Annotated in this window: 23 protein-coding genes; 9 read left to right on the top strand and 14 right to left on the bottom strand. The window is 42.4% G+C overall.

Annotated features, from left to right (window positions below; all coding sequences use genetic code 11):
- The first annotated feature begins 49 nt into the window (after positions 1–49).
- From EWM62_RS14210 to EWM62_RS14200, 3 genes are all read left to right on the top strand, one after another.
- Positions 50–988 carry an EamA family transporter gene (locus tag EWM62_RS14210; RefSeq protein ID WP_129877329.1) on the top strand — a complete coding sequence of 313 codons (939 nt, stop codon included), beginning with the start codon at positions 50–52 and terminating at the stop codon, positions 986–988.
- A 354-nt stretch (positions 989–1,342) separates the two neighbouring features.
- Complete coding sequence (locus EWM62_RS14205; protein ID WP_129877328.1) at positions 1,343–1,903, top strand: NUDIX domain-containing protein; 561 nt, start codon at positions 1,343–1,345, stop codon at positions 1,901–1,903.
- Positions 1,904–1,950: 47 nt separating this feature from the next.
- Entirely contained in the window at positions 1,951–2,688 is a 738-nt protein-coding gene (locus EWM62_RS14200) for a lysophospholipid acyltransferase family protein (protein WP_129877327.1), read from the top strand.
- A gap of 145 nt (positions 2,689–2,833) precedes the next feature.
- Here the strand turns inward: EWM62_RS14200 and ypfJ are convergent, their stop codons facing one another.
- From ypfJ to EWM62_RS14180, 4 genes are all read right to left on the bottom strand, one after another.
- Positions 2,834–3,682: a KPN_02809 family neutral zinc metallopeptidase gene (ypfJ, locus tag EWM62_RS14195; protein ID WP_129877326.1), complete on the bottom strand. Its 849-nt coding sequence runs from the start codon at positions 3,680–3,682 to the stop codon at positions 2,834–2,836.
- 150 nt (positions 3,683–3,832) lie between these two features.
- Positions 3,833–5,128 (bottom strand): M20/M25/M40 family metallo-hydrolase, encoded by a 1,296-nt coding sequence (locus tag EWM62_RS14190; protein WP_129877325.1) that lies wholly within the window; start codon positions 5,126–5,128, stop codon positions 3,833–3,835.
- 2 nt (positions 5,129–5,130) lie between these two features.
- Complete coding sequence (locus EWM62_RS14185; RefSeq protein WP_129877324.1) at positions 5,131–6,969, bottom strand: M61 family metallopeptidase; 1,839 nt, start codon at positions 6,967–6,969, stop codon at positions 5,131–5,133.
- A 118-nt stretch (positions 6,970–7,087) separates the two neighbouring features.
- On the bottom strand, positions 7,088–8,206 hold the full coding sequence (locus EWM62_RS14180) for a DUF4407 domain-containing protein (RefSeq protein WP_129877323.1): 1,119 nt from the start codon (positions 8,204–8,206) through the stop codon (positions 7,088–7,090).
- A 121-nt stretch (positions 8,207–8,327) separates the two neighbouring features.
- On the opposite strand from EWM62_RS14180, the gene EWM62_RS14175 reads away from it, so the two are divergent.
- The 3 genes from EWM62_RS14175 to EWM62_RS14165 all read left to right on the top strand — a co-directional run bounded on the left by EWM62_RS14175 (position 8,328) and on the right by EWM62_RS14165 (position 9,586).
- Positions 8,328–8,642: a rhodanese-like domain-containing protein gene (locus EWM62_RS14175; RefSeq protein ID WP_129877322.1), complete on the top strand. Its 315-nt coding sequence runs from the start codon at positions 8,328–8,330 to the stop codon at positions 8,640–8,642.
- A 1-nt stretch (position 8,643) separates the two neighbouring features.
- A complete protein-coding gene (locus EWM62_RS14170; RefSeq protein WP_129877321.1) occupies positions 8,644–8,829 on the top strand; it encodes a DUF6358 family protein in 186 nt (61 codons plus the stop codon).
- Between the two features lie 76 nt (positions 8,830–8,905).
- Entirely contained in the window at positions 8,906–9,586 is a 681-nt protein-coding gene (locus EWM62_RS14165; RefSeq protein ID WP_129877320.1) for a hypothetical protein, read from the top strand.
- Here the strand turns inward: EWM62_RS14165 and EWM62_RS14160 are convergent.
- From EWM62_RS14160 to EWM62_RS14140, 5 genes are all read right to left on the bottom strand, one after another.
- The gene (locus tag EWM62_RS14160; RefSeq protein ID WP_129877319.1) at positions 9,583–10,218 is read right to left on the bottom strand and encodes an ABC transporter permease; all 636 of its coding nucleotides are present in this window, start codon (positions 10,216–10,218) and stop codon (positions 9,583–9,585) included. The genes EWM62_RS14165 and EWM62_RS14160 overlap by 4 nt on opposite strands.
- A gap of 142 nt (positions 10,219–10,360) precedes the next feature.
- A complete protein-coding gene (locus EWM62_RS14155; protein WP_129877318.1) occupies positions 10,361–11,347 on the bottom strand; it encodes an ABC transporter substrate-binding protein in 987 nt (328 codons plus the stop codon).
- Positions 11,348–11,353: 6 nt separating this feature from the next.
- Positions 11,354–12,622, bottom strand: a complete 1,269-nt coding sequence (locus tag EWM62_RS14150; RefSeq protein ID WP_129877317.1) for a coiled-coil domain-containing protein — start codon at positions 12,620–12,622, stop codon at positions 11,354–11,356.
- Entirely contained in the window at positions 12,622–13,368 is a 747-nt protein-coding gene (locus EWM62_RS14145; RefSeq protein WP_162499846.1) for an ABC transporter ATP-binding protein, read from the bottom strand. The genes EWM62_RS14150 and EWM62_RS14145 overlap by 1 nt, the downstream gene beginning before the upstream one ends.
- A 265-nt stretch (positions 13,369–13,633) precedes the next feature.
- Positions 13,634–14,872, bottom strand: coding sequence for a glycoside hydrolase family 5 protein (locus tag EWM62_RS14140; protein ID WP_129877315.1), 1,239 nt, complete (start codon positions 14,870–14,872; stop codon positions 13,634–13,636).
- Positions 14,873–15,004: 132 nt separating this feature from the next.
- On the opposite strand from EWM62_RS14140, the gene modA reads away from it, so the two are divergent.
- From modA to EWM62_RS14125, 3 genes are read left to right on the top strand one after another with little or no spacing between them, the layout of a single operon-like run.
- On the top strand, positions 15,005–15,766 hold the full coding sequence (gene modA, locus EWM62_RS14135; RefSeq protein WP_129877314.1) for a molybdate ABC transporter substrate-binding protein: 762 nt from the start codon (positions 15,005–15,007) through the stop codon (positions 15,764–15,766).
- A gap of 3 nt (positions 15,767–15,769) precedes the next feature.
- Entirely contained in the window at positions 15,770–16,441 is a 672-nt protein-coding gene (modB, locus tag EWM62_RS14130) for a molybdate ABC transporter permease subunit (protein WP_129877313.1), read from the top strand.
- The gene (locus tag EWM62_RS14125; protein WP_129877312.1) at positions 16,438–17,055 is read left to right on the top strand and encodes an ATP-binding cassette domain-containing protein; all 618 of its coding nucleotides are present in this window, start codon (positions 16,438–16,440) and stop codon (positions 17,053–17,055) included. Before modB ends, EWM62_RS14125 begins: the two co-directional genes overlap by 4 nt.
- Positions 17,056–17,099: 44 nt before the next feature.
- Here the strand turns inward: EWM62_RS14125 and EWM62_RS14120 are convergent, their stop codons facing one another.
- From EWM62_RS14120 to EWM62_RS14100, 5 genes are all read right to left on the bottom strand, one after another.
- Positions 17,100–17,609 carry a molybdopterin-binding protein gene (locus EWM62_RS14120; RefSeq protein ID WP_129877311.1) on the bottom strand — a complete coding sequence of 170 codons (510 nt, stop codon included), beginning with the start codon at positions 17,607–17,609 and terminating at the stop codon, positions 17,100–17,102.
- A gap of 67 nt (positions 17,610–17,676) precedes the next feature.
- On the bottom strand, positions 17,677–18,255 hold the full coding sequence (locus EWM62_RS14115) for a peroxiredoxin-like family protein (protein WP_129877310.1): 579 nt from the start codon (positions 18,253–18,255) through the stop codon (positions 17,677–17,679).
- Positions 18,256–18,333: 78 nt separating this feature from the next.
- Positions 18,334–18,588, bottom strand: a complete 255-nt coding sequence (locus EWM62_RS14110; RefSeq protein WP_129877309.1) for a hypothetical protein — start codon at positions 18,586–18,588, stop codon at positions 18,334–18,336.
- A 61-nt stretch (positions 18,589–18,649) separates the two neighbouring features.
- Positions 18,650–18,925: a hypothetical protein gene (locus EWM62_RS14105; RefSeq protein WP_129877308.1), complete on the bottom strand. Its 276-nt coding sequence runs from the start codon at positions 18,923–18,925 to the stop codon at positions 18,650–18,652.
- Between the two features lies 1 nt (position 18,926).
- Positions 18,927–19,514, bottom strand: coding sequence for a sigma-70 family RNA polymerase sigma factor (locus EWM62_RS14100; RefSeq protein ID WP_129877307.1), 588 nt, complete (start codon positions 19,512–19,514; stop codon positions 18,927–18,929).
- Positions 19,515–19,627 lie beyond the last annotated feature (113 nt).

The raw sequence follows: 19,627 nt of genomic DNA, 5'->3' as shown, positions 1-19,627 counted from the left end.
CACCACAATGGGGCGCCTTTTTTGTTAAATCCCTAAGCCACAATACGCAATGACGAAAAAACTTGCTTCGCCCTTACTGGTTGCCTTCGCGTTCTTCAACATCTATATCATATGGGGCTCTACCTATCTGGCGGTGGCTTACGGGCTGCAAAGTTTCCCGCCGTTTATATTGGTTGGCCTGCGTTATTTAAGTGCCGGGATATTGATGCTTGCCTGGTGTAAAATTAAAGGCGAGCAACTACCAAAAGGCAAACTCCTGCTTCGGCATGCACTCAGCGGTACCATGATGCTGGTAGGCGGCACGGGCATGATAGCCTGGGCCGAGCAATACATCAGCTCGGGCCAGGCCGCGATACTGGTTGCCACCGAGCCGCTTATATTTTTGTTGCTGGATAGAAAGAACTGGTCGGAATATTTCTCCAATAAATACATCATCAGCGGCCTGCTCATTGGCTTTACCGGCATCTTCCTGTTTTTAAAGCTGGGTGTGGCGGTAGCTAACCCATCGCCCATGGCGACTATTGCCAGTATAGTGGTATTATTTAGCGCTGTGCTTTGGGTGCTGGGATCGTTAATCACCAAAGACAGCAAGGGCAACAGCTCGTCTACTATGAACGCCAGCATCCAGCTACTGGCAGCAGGTGCGGCAAGCGCCTTTATTGCCTTTGCCAAAAGCGAGCAGGTTGGTTTCTCGTTTGCTTCCGTTAGCCTGCAAGCCTGGGGCGGGTTGATCTTTTTAATCGTCTTTGGTTCGCTGCTGGCTTATCTTTCCTTTGTTTGGCTCATCAGTATCAAGCCGCCGGCCATCATCAGTACGCATACTTATGTAAACCCGGTTGTTGCCGTGTTTTTAGGCTGGCTGCTGATAAACGAGCATGTGAATACTGCGCAATTGATTTGTTTATTTGTGATTTTAGCAGGGATACTGTTGGTGAATGTGCCGGGGTATTTGAAACGGAACCGGGATTTAGCAGATTCGCCGGATTAAGGGATTTTATTGCGAGCCTGACGAACGGAACGTTAGCTAAAAATGCGGCATTGGCCTGTTCGGGTAGCACAGGAACTGATAAAGCACTAACTTTCACAGAGCAGGGCGCAGCCGCGACTTTTCTTTGGTTACTTTCTTTTGAGAGAAAAGAAAGTAACATCCACTGACGGCTCATAAAGTATAATGCCATTCCTCACGAAGTACTGATCGACGAACTGTCTATCGAAGATTGCCGCGCTATCGCTCGCAATGACATGGTGGTATTACTTGCGCTCGTCTATAACGACTGCTTAACATGTTTAGCGATTGCATTGCAACGCTTAAAAAAACGGACATATTCCCTACCTTTACCCTATGCAGCACCCCGAAGCCAATCCCTGGAAAATAACCTCAGAAAAGGAAATTTACGATAACCCGTGGATAAACGTTACCGAGTACCAGGTGATCAACCCATCGGGCAACCCGGGCATTTACGGGCAGGTGCATTACAAAAATATAGCCATCGGCATTTTGCCCCTGGATGATGATATGAACACTTACCTTGTTGGCCAAGACCGCTTTACCCTGAACCAATACAGCTGGGAATTGCCCGAAGGTGGCGGCATTATTGGTGTCGACCCTTTGGAATCGGCGAAGCGGGAACTACTGGAAGAAACAGGATTGAAAGCATCGAAATGGACAGAGATCCAGCGGATGCACCTGTCCAATTCGGTTAGCGATGAACTGTGCATACTGTACGTTGCCCGCGGCCTGCAACAGTTTGAGGCCGAGCCCGAGGATACCGAGCAGCTCGTTGTAAAAAAAGTGCCATTTGAGGAAGTTTACCGCATGGTTTGTGCCGGCGAAATAACCGATTCGTTGGCGGTGGCGGCTGTATTGAAAGCCCGTTTAATGCAGTTAGAGGACACTTTGTAAAGTAAGGTTTATCAAATCTTCAAAAAAACTTTAAATTTGCCGGGCGCATGAAAAAGTTTTTAGGGTATATCCTATCCCCATTTGCCATTTTTGCATTTCTTTTATCGCTGGTGATATTTCACCCTATACAGTGGCTGTGCCTTAAACTGGGCGGGTATTCGGCACATAAAAAATCGGTGGATATATTAAACTTCTTTTTGCTGCACACCTTTTACATTTTGTTCAACAGGGTTATCTTCATTAATAAACAAAACCTGCCGCTTGGCCGGCCTATTATTTTTTTGGCCAATCATCAAAGCCTATTCGATATACCCCCCATGATATATTACCTGCGTAAGTATCACGCAAAGTTTATCTCGAAGGTAGAATTAACTAAAGGTGTCCCATCCATATCCTTTAACCTAAAACATGGGGGCGGTGCCAACATCAACAGGAAAGACCCGCGGCAATCCATTACCGAACTGATAAAATTTGCCGGCCGGATGAAGGATAATAAATGGGGGGCCGTGATCTTCCCCGAAGGTACACGCTCAAAAGATGGCAGGGTAAAACCTTTCCAATCGGCAGGCGTGGCTACCCTTTTAAAGAAATGCCCCGATGCGCTGCTGGTGCCGGTAGCCATTACCGATAGCTGGAAAATGATACAATACGGCCTGTACCCGCTAAACACCTTTACACCCATGAAATGGGAGGTATTGGAACCCATTGAACCTGGTACCGCCCCTGTTGATGAACTGGTAAAGCAGGCCGAAGACAGGATCAGGGCCATTGTTGACCCGAGTTAAATAGCATCTTCGATTAATAGTCCATAACAATTCAATCCAATAGAATGGTGACACAACTCCGCCACCATTTTGGAATTCAATTACCTGATTATAAGCTAATTGCAAAAAATCGCCTGCATGCGCAAACGTGAACGTGAACATTTATCTACTCAAGATCCGGCGCTGCAAAAGTATTGCCTTGCCTTACATCGCCCGTTTCGTACCCCTTTTTAAACCAATACATGCGCTGGGCGCTGGTACCATGTGTAAAACTATCGGGGTGCACTTCGCCCTGGTATTCCTTTTGCAGGCGGTCGTCGCCAATCTGGTGGGCGGCATTAAGTGCTTCTTCAATATCGCCGGGGTCTAATACATTCTTCAGGTTCTTTTCATAATAAGCCCAAACACCGGCATAAAAATCGGCCTGCAATTCCAGCTTCACCGATAGCTTGTTATACTCCTCCTGGCTCAGCTGGTTACGCGCCTGCTCCATTTTGGCCGATAAGCCCAGCAGGTCCTGCACGTGGTGGCCAACCTCATGGGCTATTACGTAGGCCTGGGCAAAATCGCCCGCTGCGCCAAATTTTTGAGACAGCTCATTAAAAAACGACAGGTCGAGGTACACCTTCTGGTCGCCGGGGCAGTAGAAAGGGCCGGTTGCGGCGCCCGCCTGTCCGCAGGCGGTGCTTACAGCGGCTTCAAAAAAGTGCAGGGTGGGTTCCTGGTAAGTTTTGCCCATATCGGCAAAAAGCTTATTCCAAACATCCTCGGTATCGGCAAAAACAACCTTGGCAAATTTCTTTTCCTTTGTATCGGGGATGGCCTGCTGGTTATTTTCCTGCGGTGCGCCGCCGTTTTGGACCCCGTTAAGTACTGCCGATGGGTCTATCCCTGTAAAAAAGTATATCGCAGCAGCGATAATGCTTATCACGCCACCCCCAAGGGCAAGCCCCCGGCCGCCGCTGCTGCTGCCATCTTCTGTGTTACTGCTTTCGCGCCTGCCAAACCATTGCATAATATTCCGGATTAATTTAGCTTTTAAACAGCGTTAGGTTGTAAAAGGTTTGACATTGTTGCAAAGGTTAGGAAAAGCTGTAAAATAAAAAAGGCTGTAAAGGCTATTACAACCCTTACAACCTCTTTAACTTTTATAACTTCTACAACCCTACTTCTCCAGTTTAGGGATCCTTGTTGGGGTATCCTTTCCAGATACAATGCTACGCGAGCTTAGCGCTATAGCGCGGATGGTGGCCACAATATTATTTATGTCAAGCGTCGCATATTCGTCTTTTACGGTGTGGTAAAACTTATCCGTCGGGATCTGATCTGTAGAGATGGTATGCGCCGGTACGCCTAAGGCAGCCAGCGTGGCATTATCGCTGCGGTAGAACAGGTTTTGCTCGGGGTATGGGTCCGGGTAAAATTTAAAGGCCGTGCCTTCCAGGTTCTTTTGCAAGATAGCCCCAAAATCAGAGCGCTCGAAACCGGTAATGAACGCCGAATTTTGTCCGAATTTCGCAGGCTTACCAATCATCTCAATATTAAACAGTGTTACTACTTTGTCCGGGTTTAACTGCTTAGAAAAGTATTGAGAACCAAACCCGCCTATTTCTTCGGCCGTAAAGGCCACAAATACTAAAGTACGTTCGTTATTGTTTAGCTTTTTATAGTACTTGGCAAGGGTAATAACTGCCGTAGTACCCGATGCATCATCATCGGCGCCGTTGGCAATGCTATCGCCTTCCATAGGTTTTAATATCCCCAGGTGATCGTAATGGCCACCAAAAACCACGTATTCATCAGGTTTTGTTTTTCCGGGGATAACACCTACTATATTACTTAACGGCAGTTCCTGAGATTTAACTTCGCAGCTTGCTTCAAAAGCTTTTGGCTGGGCAACGCCAAGCACATATACTATTGGCTGTGCTTGCCTGCCGCCCGCGATACTGCCTTTAATAGCCCTGTCCCGGACTTTTTTGAAAAGCCCTGCCATTGATGCATCAAAAATCACCAATAGTTTTTTACCGCTGCGCATAGCCGTACCCAATTGGCTGCGATAAGTTTTTTCGTCGGTTAAGGTTGTTATCAGTACCGTTGAATCGCTCTTCCAGCTAAACGACGTGCTTGTGGTAATGGCAACTTTCTCATCGGGCACGGCCATACCATCAAATACAACTTTAGGGTTAACCGGCACTACGCGTATTTGGCTAAATGTTTGCCTGTAGCCTGCATTACCCGCCATTGGTTTTAAACCAGCAGCTTTAAACTCGCCCTCAATAACTTTGGCGGCCTTTTCTATACCCGGGGTAAATGTGCCGCGCCCTTCCATATCATCGGCACTAAGGGTTTTAATGATGCGCTCCACATCGTCCTGCTTTATCAGCTTGTTTACATCCTGACAAAAACCAAGTATTGGTGAAACTGCTAAAGCGGTTATCGCTATTAAGATCTTTACTTTCATTATTATTTTACTTTGGATGATAACCAGCTGCTGCGGAAATCCTTTTCCTGCTGGGTTAATTCTTTGTTCGCCTTTTCGTAAGTCACTACCTCAAATGCGGGGCTTTCTTCTAAAACAATGGTGGTATCGTGATTGCCTGTCCGGTTCTTGTACGATACAGCCAGCTTATCGCCCGGCTTTTTATCCTTTATAATATCAGCAATGGCATTAGCGGCGGCAACATCTTTTCCGTCAATTTTTAGGATAATATCGCCGGCATCAAGGCCTGCTTTGTATACCGGGGTATTCGCTACGGTAGAAGCGGTTATCATTAAACCACCGTTCGCGGGCCTGCCATTGATACGCCCGGCCCAGCCTTTACCCGGCTGTGCTTTTTGCAGCAACAGCCCCGCATTTGCAAGTAATGCCTCATAATTGTTTTTCTTTACACCATAGATATAATCGTTGAAAAATGCGGCTGCAAATTTAGGGTTGGTGACCTTACCAAGCACGTTCTGCAGATCGGGTATGGTGTATGGTTTGCCGGTTTTGCCATAAGCAAGCCAAACCTGGCGCATGTAATCGTCAAGCGTTATTTTAAACTCGCTGCGTAAACGCAAATCAAGGGCGAGGGCGGTAGCGCCGCCATACACGTAATAACTGGTGAAAATATTGCCATAGTTGGTAGCATCAACGGCTACGCCTGCATCCGTAAACACAGCATAACGGCTCATTTGCGTTTGCGGATATTTTAACGACCCCGGCGGCACCAATACAGAGTTGACCAAACCTGCAATAGTACGTGTGTAATCCTCAACCGAGTTAAAACCACTACGCACCAGCAGCATTTCGCCGTAATATTGGGTAAAGCCTTCGGCAAACCAAAGCTCGCTGCTCATGTTGGCATGCTCAAAATTAAAAGGCTCCAATGATTTTGGGCGGATACGCTCTACATTCCAGCTGTGAAAGAATTCGTGCGAGTAGGTGCCTAACAGATTGTTTTCGTTCCCGGCAATTTTTTCGGCGCCATCAACAATACAGGTAGAGTTGCGGTGCTCCATGCCATCGCCAAAATTAGTGGGGTGGATATCGTCAAGAAAGGTATAGCTGCCGTAATCGTAATCGGGCTGTTCGCCAAAAACTGCTTTCTCTTCAAGTACAACCTTTTGCACCATTTTGGCAAAGTTGTCAACAGTAGCCTGATCGTCATCAGAATGCACCGCAATACCCATCTTTTGCTTTTTGCCATTGGTATTAACTACTTCCCAGTAATTTGTTTTAACTGCCGAAAGCTCGGTTGGGCTATCCATCATGTATTGCAGATCGGGTGCGCTGTAAACATTATCGCCTTCATGCTTCAACTGTGTGGCTACTTTCCAGCCATATTTATCAAGGTCGTTAAATTCAAACTTAACTGGCCTGTCGGCCATGCCTATAACCCACATAAAGCTTGCGGGCATGTTAAGATGGGCGTGGCTTGCATCAATGCCCACATAAGTGCCATCGGTATGGTTACCAAAAAGGGTATAGCTTACTTTTACGGTACCTTTATGCTCGCCAATTTCGTAAACATCGCCTTCTACCTGTTTTATTTCGATCTGTTTACCACTAACATCGGTTGCCTTAACATTATATATGTTCTTCCCAAATTCGTGCGTAGCATAACGCCCGGGTGAAGAGCGGCTCATCCTTACCCGAAATGCCATTGCAGACGGATCTGGTATGGTCATGGTAATTTCGGCTTCGTGATGCGCCGCGTTTGGAAATGAAACCGCATAGTAAATTGCTTTACGTACCTGGGGTTGGGCATTAGCCGTAAACGCGAATAGTGCGGCGGCCGCCAATAGTATAGTTTTTTTCATTTGGTGATATGATTCAGGTGATGAAATTACCAATTTATTAATAACTGCTATCTATCAATTTTATTACAAAAGAACCTCTCCCCAACCCTCTCCTTCGGAGAGGGAGCAAAACTATTTATCAATCGTAGCTATGCCTGCCCAGGTCATACTCAGATTGCGCCGTTATGATCTGCTTTCGGCGGTCAATATCAGCATCCAGCCCATGGTCGTAAGTACTATCGGTTACGGCCATATCACGGTCTTTATCCTTTTCGGCATAATAGATATTTGCCTCTGCAACTTTAGCAATGGCAGCGTCGTACGGCCCTTTTGGCGACATCAGTTTTACAAAAACCGGCAAGCATTCAAATAAAATAAACAGGTAGCCTATGAAAGAAATGGCCAGGTAAGTATCCAGGTCGCGGGTGCCGTCTACATTATACGATAGCTGCCCCAGCGCCCAGTTACGGTCGGCAAACCCGGCCACGTTGGATAGGCTATCGAGTTGCTTTTCGCTAAACAGGCGGGTAGCGTTTACGCCTTCGTAATCTTTACGCCTGCTCAGGTAATCATCTACCTGCCCCAGATTGTCTGTAACCGTTTTTAAACGCGCCTCCTTTTCCTGCAATACCTGGGCTTTTTGCTTGGCGTAGGTGCCATATCCGGTTATGCCCGATGTTTGATTGGTTTTATCGCCAAAAACTTCCTGGTTAAGCTGGTAGCGCGAGCGGTTGATGTCCCGTTCCAGCGAATCTTTTTCCTTTTTCAAGTCGCTATTTTTACCCAGTTCCTGCGCGTATTTTTGCTGATAGGTTTTTTGCAGGCTGTCTATCTTACTGTGTTGCCCTTTCAGGTAAGCGGTTTTAAGCTTAGTACGGATCTCTTTATCAAAGATCTTTAGTTCCAGCGGGCGCGATATTACCACGCCTATCATAATAGCCAGTAAAATACGGGGCGTTGCCTGCAGTATCTGGTTATTCATGCTGCCCTCTTTGTTGATGCTGGATACAATGTACCTATCCATATTAAAAATGGCGGTGCCCCATATCAGCCCAAATAAAATGGCAAAACCAACGGCAAAGGCATTACCGCTGAATACGAAATACATGGCATACCCGCCGGATAGCGATGCAAACAAAGCGGTGAAGAATATGGTGGCACCAATGCCCACATATTTGTTATGTTCTATAGGGTATTTTTTTAGCGTGTCCACGTGCGCGCCGGAACAAAACCAAAAAAACCTGGTTACTTTTTTCATTCAGGTAATAGCATAATAATATACGCTTAACCATAAAACGCACTTAGGTACTGATTGTTACAGATTGACTACAAATATTTGATAGAGAAAAACATACCTTTGGCTATTAATTACATTTAAGATGAAAGAAATAAGCGTACAGGAACTTAAAGAGAAATTAGATAACGGCGAAGATTTTCAACTGATTGATGTTCGTGAAGATTTTGAATACGAAACATCAAACATCGGCGGACTATCCATCCCCCTTGGCGGTATTTTAATTGAAGCTGATAAAGTTGCTAAAGATAAACCTGTTGTTGTGATGTGCCGCAGCGGCAAACGCAGCGCAGCGGCCATAATGCAATTAGAGGGCCAGGGCTACACTAACCTAAGCAACCTGCAGGGCGGCATTTTAGCATGGAAGGCCGAGATCGATCCCGAACTTAACGTTTACTAACATGGGTAAAAAGGTAGCACTTAACGTGTTTTATAACATAGGTATCTTTTTATGTGCGATAATTATATACTCTGCCATTGAGCATGCCCGTTACGAGTATGTACTTGCATGCGCGTTTATTGCGGGGATATTGATCACCCTTAAAATAAAGCTAATAAAAGAAATAAAACGCCTGCAAAAACCTTAAAAAAATGATATTTTAGCACGATCCTAAACCATTAAATCTATTATTCCTGATAATTGATTTAATAACTATTTGTACAATGGAATTAACACAGCCTAATATTTTTCACATCCATATAGATGCGAAAAAAATGCCTCAATTATTTGACGAGTTTGCTATTAAAGAATTAGGGTTTTATGACACTGACTTTAACGGGCATCCGGAAGGGTATCAGCATTTTGAACCTATCAGGCATTTAACCCTTAAAGTAAAAACCAAAGAAGATTTTAGTGAAATTTGGGATAAATTGGAGCTAAAAACTAATGAGCATCCTGATTTTGTAGGATATTTAGAGGGTGAATTTATACCAAAAGACGAGTATATCCCTTACAAAGAATTTACTGACCACCCAGTTCCGTTTAAAATTGAACGACGTGTTTTAAGTGGCTCGGAAAAGGAGGCGTTTAGGCAAACCGAATTTCATTTAACGATGGAAAAGTCGCAATCGAGCCCGGTTTTAATGAAGAGATTGTTGGACAGTGGCCTATATGGGGCGTATATACCTAAAAAAGATGGGGAGTTTTTGGTACTTACCATGCAAGGGTTTATTAAAGACATTGTACCACTTTATGAGATATTGAAAAGTTATATTTTAAAAACAGGTGGAGCATACAGGTGCACCATAAAGGAGGAGCGGGCAATCAAGTTTAAAATGTATGGCATAGCGTCAGTTGATTTACCTGAAATTGCCGGCAATATCCAATATCTTGTACAGGCTTAGTTTGCTGTTATATTGCCTTTCCAATGAACAACTTTTTTTTCGAGGATTAAAATAATTTTATTTAGAAAATAACCCAATAAGCCAATAATGATTGTAAGCGCATACACTTCGGTGATTAAATAGGTTTCATAGGCTTTATAAACGCGCGATCCTAACCCGAATTCGCTGCCAATAAACATTTCTGATACCACAACTACAATTAAGCCAAAAGAAACAGCCACCCTTAATCCTATAAACAGAAAAGGTAAGGCTTCATAAAAGATAACTTCTGTAAATTTTTGAAACCAAGTTGATTTTAAGGAGTCCATTACTACCAAATATGTTTTGTTTACATATATCACCCCATAAGCGCTGTTTATCAAAATAACAAAAAAACAAGCTACAGTTACCATAGCTATTATGGTAGAGCTGCCTATTCCAAAAAACAAAATAAATAATGGGAATAAAGCAGTTACCGGTATCGAACGGAAAAAATCAAGTACAATTTCAAATGCTGCATAACCCCTTTTCGAAAACCCTAATATAAGCCCAAGCGGAATACCGAAAATGGCTGCTATCCCAAACCCTACCCCAAATTGTTTAAGCGTAGAAGAAATATCTGCCAGTATTGAACCCGTTATAAACAACTCCATAACCTTAGCAAAGGTCTCGCCCGGGGATGGCAAAAAATTGGTTCCGTTAAAAAAAACCAATTTAATTAGCCACCAAACTATTATTAATATAATAACACCCCAAAGCTTTAGCAGCTTAATATCAAAAAATTTATTTCTCAATTTATTTATTCAACTGTATTTTTTTAAGGTAGCTTGAATCAAAAAACTTTGAATAATCGGGCAACACCTTTTTCTCGAATCCTTTTTGGGTTTTTATAATCCATTTTCCTTCTTTTATTATTGCCTCTAATATTGCGTTGTCCATTGAAAGCTTAAATTCATACTCTTCCCAAATTTTTTCTACCACTGCCTTGTTTAAATTTAATACCCTTGCAACTATATCAATGCTTTCGGCCTTGTTACTTAGTAAAAACGCTTCGGCTTTTTCATAGCCTTTTAATAAGCCGTCGACCGCATCAGGATTTTTTTCAATAAAATTATTTGACCCGGCCAAATTCATGTAGCCGGTAAATATCTTCCTATCGGGAAAGGTGATGGCATTATTGCCCAGTGCCTTTTGAACATTATAAATAAACGGCTGCCATAAACTTATTGCATCAACGCCGCTCCCTTCAATAATACCCGATTGTAATGCGGGGGGTAAAAGATTAACTATCGTTACATCTTTTTTATCAATTCCTCTGCTTTCTAAAAATGTTTCGGCATAAACCTGTGAGGTAGTAGCAAGTATTACCCCTATTTTTTTATCCTTTAAATCGGCCTCTTTAGCTATTCCCCTGTCTTTACGGGCAACAATTACCGCATCGTAAATTTTTTCGATATTGCCCAAAACTTTTATTTTAGGATCGCTAAATCCCGCAAAAGCAACATTGGTTTCAACAATATTTGCAAAATCAGCCTTGCCCGCCAGCAAATCGTCCATAGCGATCTTTCCTGTTTTTACATAATTTATATTTACGGTAATTTTATTCTCCTTAAAAAAACCCTTTTCAATAGCGATTATAGTGGGGATGGAATATGCAGTTTGCGGGGCGGTTAAATTAACCTTTATAGCATTGCTCTTATCATTTGCCTGGTTACAACCATATAGGGCCAATGCTGTTACAAGTAATATTATCACTTTATAGCTTAGCGATCTTGTTTTCATACTATTTTAATTTGCGTTTTTAAATTTGTCCAAATACATGTCTTCTAAACCCTTATATATATGACGATTATCTGAGGAAAAACCAACTAATCGCCTTATTTTAACTGCCTGGCCATTCTCGATTTTATCTTCGTCGTGGTAAAAAATCAAAAGAGAATATTTATCAGTATTACAGTCAATCAGATATATTTGATATTGTGGATCTTCCTGGCAAAACTTTATTGAATCAAGACTTTTATTTTCCCTGTTCTTTTTGCACATATCAATAACAGTGTTGTTAAATTTTAAAAATTTTTCTTTTACTGTTGTTTGAATATCTTCTTTATTATTTTCATCAGATAATGTTATCTTAACTTTTACATTATCATTGTTTATTTCATCGTCGTAATTTATTTGCGAAAAATTCACACTGCTGGTAATCTTGTAATCTAACAGCCCTTCAAATTTTTCGCTTCTTTTATTTTCATTTTCAAAATATTCATCAGCAAATTCTGATACTTTATCCGGAGGACTCACTATCATTTTAAAATCAACAGCCTGTTTACTAATACCAATTAATAAGCTTGCAATTTTAACAGCGATATTATTACAGGTAATTATTTCAGCCGCGCCAATATCATTGTTATCTTCCTTCTTTTTAAAAACACGCAATATTCTTTTATTATATGTATGTAATTTACCAAAAGATGCAGGCCCATTCATGTAATAAAATTTATCTATCGTTCTTGCAGATACAGCCTCAAGGGTTGTTTCAATACTCTTAAAAATTTCAAAAACGTCCACAATTATCCTTCTTGACGCATCTATTGCATTTTTTGTTTCTTCTTTTAAGCGCTCTGTTTTATCTTCAAGTGCTTTTGTACTCTCCTTTATCTCGGCATTTGTCGCTTCTATATTTAATGTGGTACCTCTAAGTTCGTCTACAGAATTCGAAATCTGGTTCTCAATGCTGCTTAGTTCTCTTATTTTCTTGTCAAGTTCCTTATTTTTAATTTCATTGCTCTCCTCAACTTTTTTAGCTACATAGCACCCTACATATATCCCCAAAATACCAACGATGTAACCAATGTAATCTGTATGATGAATAACATCATTTAAAGTCAACCAGAAACATTCGCCTATTGTGCAATTAAGGTGCTGGTAGTATAAGCCTTTTATACCGAAGAAAAGTATTGTAGTTCCCGCTAAAAATATAGACAGATATTTACCGCTTATATATCTTATCCACCATTGTGGTTTTTCATTATTTGTATGGTCTTGCACGTTTTTGGCCATTATAACATTATATTTTGGGTTGATAAAAAGTTATCAAGCATTAAACGCTTATAGCTAACAAATTCTTTACTTAATAAGTCGCCGGGCGTCCGTGGGCGGTCTATTTCAACTTTTACATTACTAATTATTCCTGTTGGGGTACCACCAAGCAGCACCACCTCGTCAGCCAAATAAATGGCTTCATCCAAATCATGCGAAACGAAAATAATAGTGGCTTTTATTTCATGCCATATTTCTAATATTTTTTGCTGCAACTCAAATTTTTTGGCGAAATCTAATGCTGAAAATGGCTCATCCAATAATAATAATACGGGATCGGTAATTATGGCTCTTAGTATGGCAACCAGTTGTTGTTGCCCGCCGCTTAATTGGTAAGGATATTTTTCAAGATCAATATTTATAGCAAACTTACCAAGTAAATCTGTCGCTCGGTCTTTGCATTCGGCTGATTTAACGTTTTGTAGCTTTAGTGGAAGAGAAATATTTTCCCAAACGCGCTTCCAGGGGAATAGTGTTTCCCTATAATTTTGAAACACATAAGATACCCTATTTTTATAAAACTCGTTTTCCCAAACAACCGCTCCGTTATCTGCTTGTAACAGCCCAGAAATAATATTTAATAAGGTGGTTTTGCCAGTGGCATTTGGGCCAAAAATGCTGATAAAGTTCTCTTGCTTAATGTTAAGATCAATATTCTTTAATATCTCTTTTCCGTTAAAAGATTTACTAATGTTATTCAGAGACATTAACTTCATTAAAGAATTGATTATCAAGGTTAGGTTTCGGTTATGGATACCGCACTATCAAATCTAAATAATTTAAATCTGAATTAAAAGAGATATTAAATATCCGGCTATAAATAATTAATACTCTTGCAAATTTACAGCGTAATTAACCCCTTAGCTTTAGCATCCACCCAATCGTTACAAAATAATTAATGTTAAATATCAAAGGAGTTGTTATTTTATACTTAAATAACAACTCCCCTTTAATTATATATAGATTAATAATCTATTTCGCCGGCACCTTCAATCCCAGCGCTTCAATATATCCTTTGTTGGGGATACAGTTTATAAACTTGCTGTTCTCTAAAAACTGCCATAAAGCTTTCTTTATTTTTTCCCTGTCAGCATCGGCAGGTGCGGCTTTGCGGATCTCTTCGAAACTGCCGCGCGGCTTTTCGGTATAGGCGATGATCTCGTCGTAACCATCGGGTACATTAAAGCTGGTTATACCTTTCAGGTTGTCAAGCTTTTTGTATGGCCAGTAATGCCAGCCAATGTTGTTCTTTTCGCAAAGGACCTTAAAATCCCTTACCCATTCATCCGTATTTTCGCCTGTTTCGCCAACGTAAATAGGTACGTTGTATTTATCGCGGTAATCCATATACTCCTGTATCACGTCCTGCTTAACATCCGTCCAATACTTGTGAAAGGTGTACACGCTTTTGCTGTCGAACGGTTTGCCGAATGGTTTAAAATTGCTGTCCCACTGCGCACCGCCGATAAACACAATATGGTTCTTATCAACCGAGCGTACCGCGGCCGTGATCTGCTTAAAGGTAGGCTCCAGGTGCGGGTTTAGGGCTTTTACATCAAAGTAATGGGCAATGGGCTCGTTCAGCAGATCGTACCCCATTATAATGGTTTCATTTTTATAGTGGTTGGCAATTTTACGCCAGATATCCGATGTTAACTTACGGCTTGCCGCACTGGTGAACAAAAAGGGGTAACCATTGCCATCATCAATATTATCGCCGGTTTGGCCGCCGGGTGCGCAGTGCATATCCAGTATTACATAAAGGTTGGCTTTTTTACACCAGCCTATCACCCTGTCCAATAGCTCAAAACCACGATTAGGGTTGTTTTGCCCCATGTAATCCTCGTAAGTAAAAAGCTTGTAGTTAAATGGTATACGGATGGAGTTCATGCCCGTAGCTTTCAAAAACTTAATATCAGCCTCGGTAACATACGTGTCCTGGAATTTCCGCCAGAAAAGTTTCATCTCTTCGGGGCCAACAAGCTCGGTAAGCGCTTCATTTATCAGGCGCTGCGAGTTAACAGCTTTAAACTTGAACATGTAGCCTTCTGGTACCAGCCAGTTGCCCAGGTTTGTGCCACGGATTAAAAAGGGCTTGTTATTTGTGCCGATAATTTCTTTTCCTTTTACGCTGATGAACTTTGGGGTTTGCGCGCATACGCTAAACATAACTGCAGCTGTAAGGAGCACGCTGGTGATGAGTTTTTTCATTGCTTTTTAAAGATGTTGGTTAGTTTGTGCGCAAATTGGCAAGCGCCCTAACAAATGTAACGATCTGTATTATCATTTTACATTTGTGCCAATGTGTCAATATTACGTATTTTGTGAAACAACATAACAAGGATGGTAAAACTATTCACTAAAACGTTTTCGCTTTTTTTTATCGCATTGTGGTTTTTTACTGCCGGTGTGCAGGCACAAACTTTGAAGGTTGCCATTGCCGCAAACCTGCAGCCGGTAATGAAAGCACTAAAAAAAGATTTTAAGTTGAATACCGGGATAAACATTGATGTGATCTCCGGCTCATCGGGAAACCTGGCAGCGCAGATCCGTAACGGTGCGCCTTATGATGTGTTTTTATCTGCCGACAGGGATTTCCCGCAAACCTTACAGCGGGATGGCCTTACTATAAAAGATCCGGTTGTTTACGCACAGGGGGTGCTTATTATTTGCAGCACACATAACCTAAGCCTTGCAAACTGGAACGGGCTATTACTGACAGATAATGTTAAAAAAATAGCCATTGGTAACCCCGCGATTGCCCCTTACGGTAAGGCCGCGCAGCAAGCCATTATAAAAGCAGGCATTTATGATAAAGTACAAACCAAAATTGTATTTGGAGAAAGCATCAGCCAGGTAAACACTTATATAATTACCGGCGTTGTGCAGGCCGGGTTTACCACACTGTCGCTGGTAAAAGACCAGGCCAACAAGCAAAAGCTATTTTACAGCCTCATAAACCCTAAAAATTACGCGCCGATAGAACAGGCCATGGTATTATTAAAGCACTCAGCTAAAAATGCCGCGGCCGAAAAATTTTATCAATACATATTAAGCCCGCGGGCAAAAAACATTTTTAAAGCCTACGGCTACCACACCCTATAACGTATGGACCTGCAACCCATTTGGCTTACCCTTAAATTAGCAGCTGTAACCACCCTGATACTACTGTTGGTTGCCTTGCCTTTGGCCTGGTGGCTTTCAAAAAAGCGGTCGTTAGCGAAGATCATTATCGAGGCCATTATAACCATGCCTTTGGTATTGCCGCCATCGGTGCTGGGGTTTTATTTGCTGCTGGCGTTTAGTCCGCAGCGGGGGTTGGGGCATTGGTTGCAGCAAACGTTTAATGTGCAATTTGTATTCTCGTTTCCGGGTTTGGTGCTGGCATCAGTTATTTACAGCATGCCCTTTATGATAAGTCCGGTAAAATCAGCCTTTCAGCAACTGCCGGCATCGCTTTCGCAGGCATCGTATACGCTTGGTAAAACGCGGTGGCAAACCCTTTGGCATGTGCTGCTGCCCAACATCAAACCTTCGCTGCTCACTGCCGCGGTGCTCACCTTTGCACATACCCTGGGCGAGTTTGGCGTGGTGCTGATGATAGGCGGCAATATCCCCGGCGTTACCCGCGTGGCATCCATAGCCGTTTACGATGCTGTTGAACAAATGAATTACACTGCCGCCAATAATTATTCGCTTGTGCTTTTCGCCATTACCTTTGTGATGGTATTAAGCGTGTTTATTTATAACAAGTACCAGGCTAAAAGTCCGTTAGAATGATAGCAGTTGACATTGAAAAAAAGCTAAAGGCGCATAACGGGCTGCAAATGCTACGGATAAAAAAGGTATTTGTCCCCGGCAGTATCACCCGCATTACGGGCCCATCCGGCGCGGGTAAAACAACCCTGTTGAAAATGATTGCGGGTTTAATTACGCCGGATAGCGGCAGCATAAAAGCAAACAGTATTAGTTGGTTTGAGGCCGCACAAAATATCGACCTAAGTCCACAGCAGCGCAGGGTTGGCTTTGTTTTTCAGGATTATGCCCTGTTCCCCAACATGACGGTGAAACAACACCTGGAATACGCTACCAATGATGCAGAATGGATAACCCGGCTTTTGAAAACAGGCGGACTGGATAACTTTACCGGTCACAAACCCAACCATCTATCCGGAGGGCAGCAACAGCGGCTGGCCATATTGCGGGCATTGGCCATTAAACCAAAATTGATCCTGATGGACGAGCCCTTTTCGGCGCTTGATCTCAAAATGAAATCGGCACTGATAAAAGACCTGCAAATAATATTTACCGAACTTGGCGCAACAACGCTAATTGTAAGCCACAACCCGCAGGAATTGGATGGGGTTACAGGGGATGAGTTGGAAATAGGGTGATATAGATTTGACAACTTTTAAAAAGTTGTCAAATCTGATCGCATTTACTGCACCTGCCCTACCACTATTTTATCCAGATTATGCAAATACCTGCGGCCGGTTTTAAAATCAGTAGCGGATGTCATTTGGATACTTTCGGGCATTTTATCGGCCTTGATGCCGTTCTTTTCCATAATGATGTACACATGGTCGCCCACGGCGGTGTTATACAATTCATTCCACGAATACACCACTTTATAGCCATCTACCCCGGTGCAAACAAAGTAAAAACGGCTCAGTAATTTGGGGCTGGTGGTTTTAAATTTGGTATGCGATAATACATCTTTAAGCAAAACGCCCTTCAGTTCATCATCCTTGTGCTTGAATGCGCCGGTATGGTCGGTCACTTTGATATCGCCGATAGGGCTTATGGTATATTGCTTCAGCGAGTCGAGGGTAATGACCGATTCCTTTTCCACCTCGCCGGTGATGGCAAATTTTTGGGTTTGCTGGTTTTTTTCCTGCGCCATGGCCGCACCGGAGCATAGTAAAAGAAGAAGTAATATTTTTTTCATAATAGTAATAAAAAGCCCGGGGCCACATTAGCAGCCCCGGGCAAATTAATAAATAAGTGCCATTTAATTAAAGCACCGCCAAAATATCTTTTACCGACGCGCGCCTGCTATAGTCTTTATCAAAATGCACAAATGCAATTTTGCCGTCGCTGTTTATTACATAAGTTGCCGGTACGGGTAATACATTGTCGGTATTGCCGTTTGCCTTGGCCATATCAAGCCCATACCCTTTGTACTTGATAACGGTAGCCGCGTCCATAACATAGTTTACGCCATAACTTTTCATAATACTGTAGCTCTTATCCTGTACAATAGAATAGGTGGCTTTTGTTTTAGCGATGGTTTTATCAATATTTTCAACAGCTTCGGGCGTTACACCAACTACATAGGCGTTTTTACCGGTCAGTAGTTGTAACGAATCCTGGATATGCTGCATTTGCCTGTTGCAATATGGGCACCATTGGCCGCGGTAGAAAAACAGCACCACCGATTTGCCCGATCTAAGCACGGCTTTCAGGTCAATCGTTTTACCCGAATTATCCTTAGCTACAAATACCGGGGCTGTATCGCCCTTTTTTAACCCTGTTTGCGCCATAAGCTGTACCGAAAACGCCAACGCTATAGCTGCTGCAATAAATTTTTTCATTTTTTAAAATCAATAGGTAAAAAAAGAGGGGGCCATTCACAACCCCCGTCTTCAACACAAAACTAAGCCAAAGGGGAATTACATTTTACTGCCCATTTTATCCTCTTCCATTTTTGATGGTTCCATTTTCGATTTTTCCATCTTTTTCTTTTTCATCTTCATATCCTTCTTTTTCATTTTATCCATCTTTTTCATTTTGCCGGTATCGCTAACGGCAGTAAGCGACGGTGAAGAATGTTTGGTGACACCTGCGCTAAGGTTAAGGCTAAAGCATAACGCGATGGCGCCGGCTATAAGGGCACCTTTTAAAACTGATTTGTTGTACGTTTTCATTTTTTTAAGTTTTTTAATTTGCCGGCTTTGTCGCTTCTAATTAACAAACCTTACAAATGGTTTAACTTTTATTCAATTCTTTTTCTATCCGCTGCTTTAATTCCTTTTTAAAATCATCGTCAAGGCGGATGTTGGCCGGCGGCGGGCTTTTAAGGATCTGTTTTACCATCAGATCGATTTTATGGCTTTGCTTAATATACAAGCGGCATACGCCACAGGTAACCAAATGTAGGCGTAGCTCTATATTTTCCTGAAAACTCAATGGCTGCACCATCCGCTTTTCGATCATAAAGGTGGCCTTGCGGCAGTTGTAAAGTATTTTTGTAAGCTTGTTCATATTACATCCAGTTTTTTTGAAGGCAGGCCCTCATGTTTAACTTAGCCCGGTGTATAATTACCCAAAAGTTTGAGGCGGTTATTTTTAACTCGGCGCAAACTGTATCGGTTGTTTCATCATCCATATGCTTCATGGTAAATACCGATAGCCAAAGCGCCGGCAGCTTTTGCATGCACTTCTGCAATATGTGGTTAAACTCCTTTGCAGCCAATGGGTCGATATGGTCAATACCGAAGTGCGCGGGCCAATGTTCCTGGTGCCAGTGGCCTTCTTCGTTCCAAAAAAACTCAGTTTCGCCCGCGTAGGCATCGTTTATGCTTAGTGTTTTAAGCCCCTTTGTTTTTTTGCGATAGGTATCGATGATCTTGTTCCGTAGTATAGCCGTAAGCCAGGTACGTTCCGAGCTTTTGCCTTCAAACTTGTGCATACCTTCCAGCGCGGCTAAAAAGGTTTCCTGCACCAGGTCGCGGGCTTGCTCTTCATTATTTACCCGTGTAATGGTGTAAGCGTATAAATAATCGGCATGGGCGTTAACCCACCCTTGTGGTTTAAGCTGCGTTCGTTCGGCAATTATTTCTTTATTATCCATAGTAAAACGCATGTTAGTCGCTTGGGGATTTAAATCCTTACAACTTGTTTTTAATATCCTCTAAAAAAACTTAATCCTCAATATGCCTATTTACGTATATTTAAAACAACCCG

Origin of the sequence: Mucilaginibacter terrigena (genome assembly GCF_004168255.1) — a bacterium.
GTDB lineage: Bacteria > Bacteroidota > Bacteroidia > Sphingobacteriales > Sphingobacteriaceae > Mucilaginibacter > Mucilaginibacter terrigena.
Note: the sequence above shows the minus strand (reverse complement) of the source record. Positions and strands in the feature narration are given on the sequence as shown.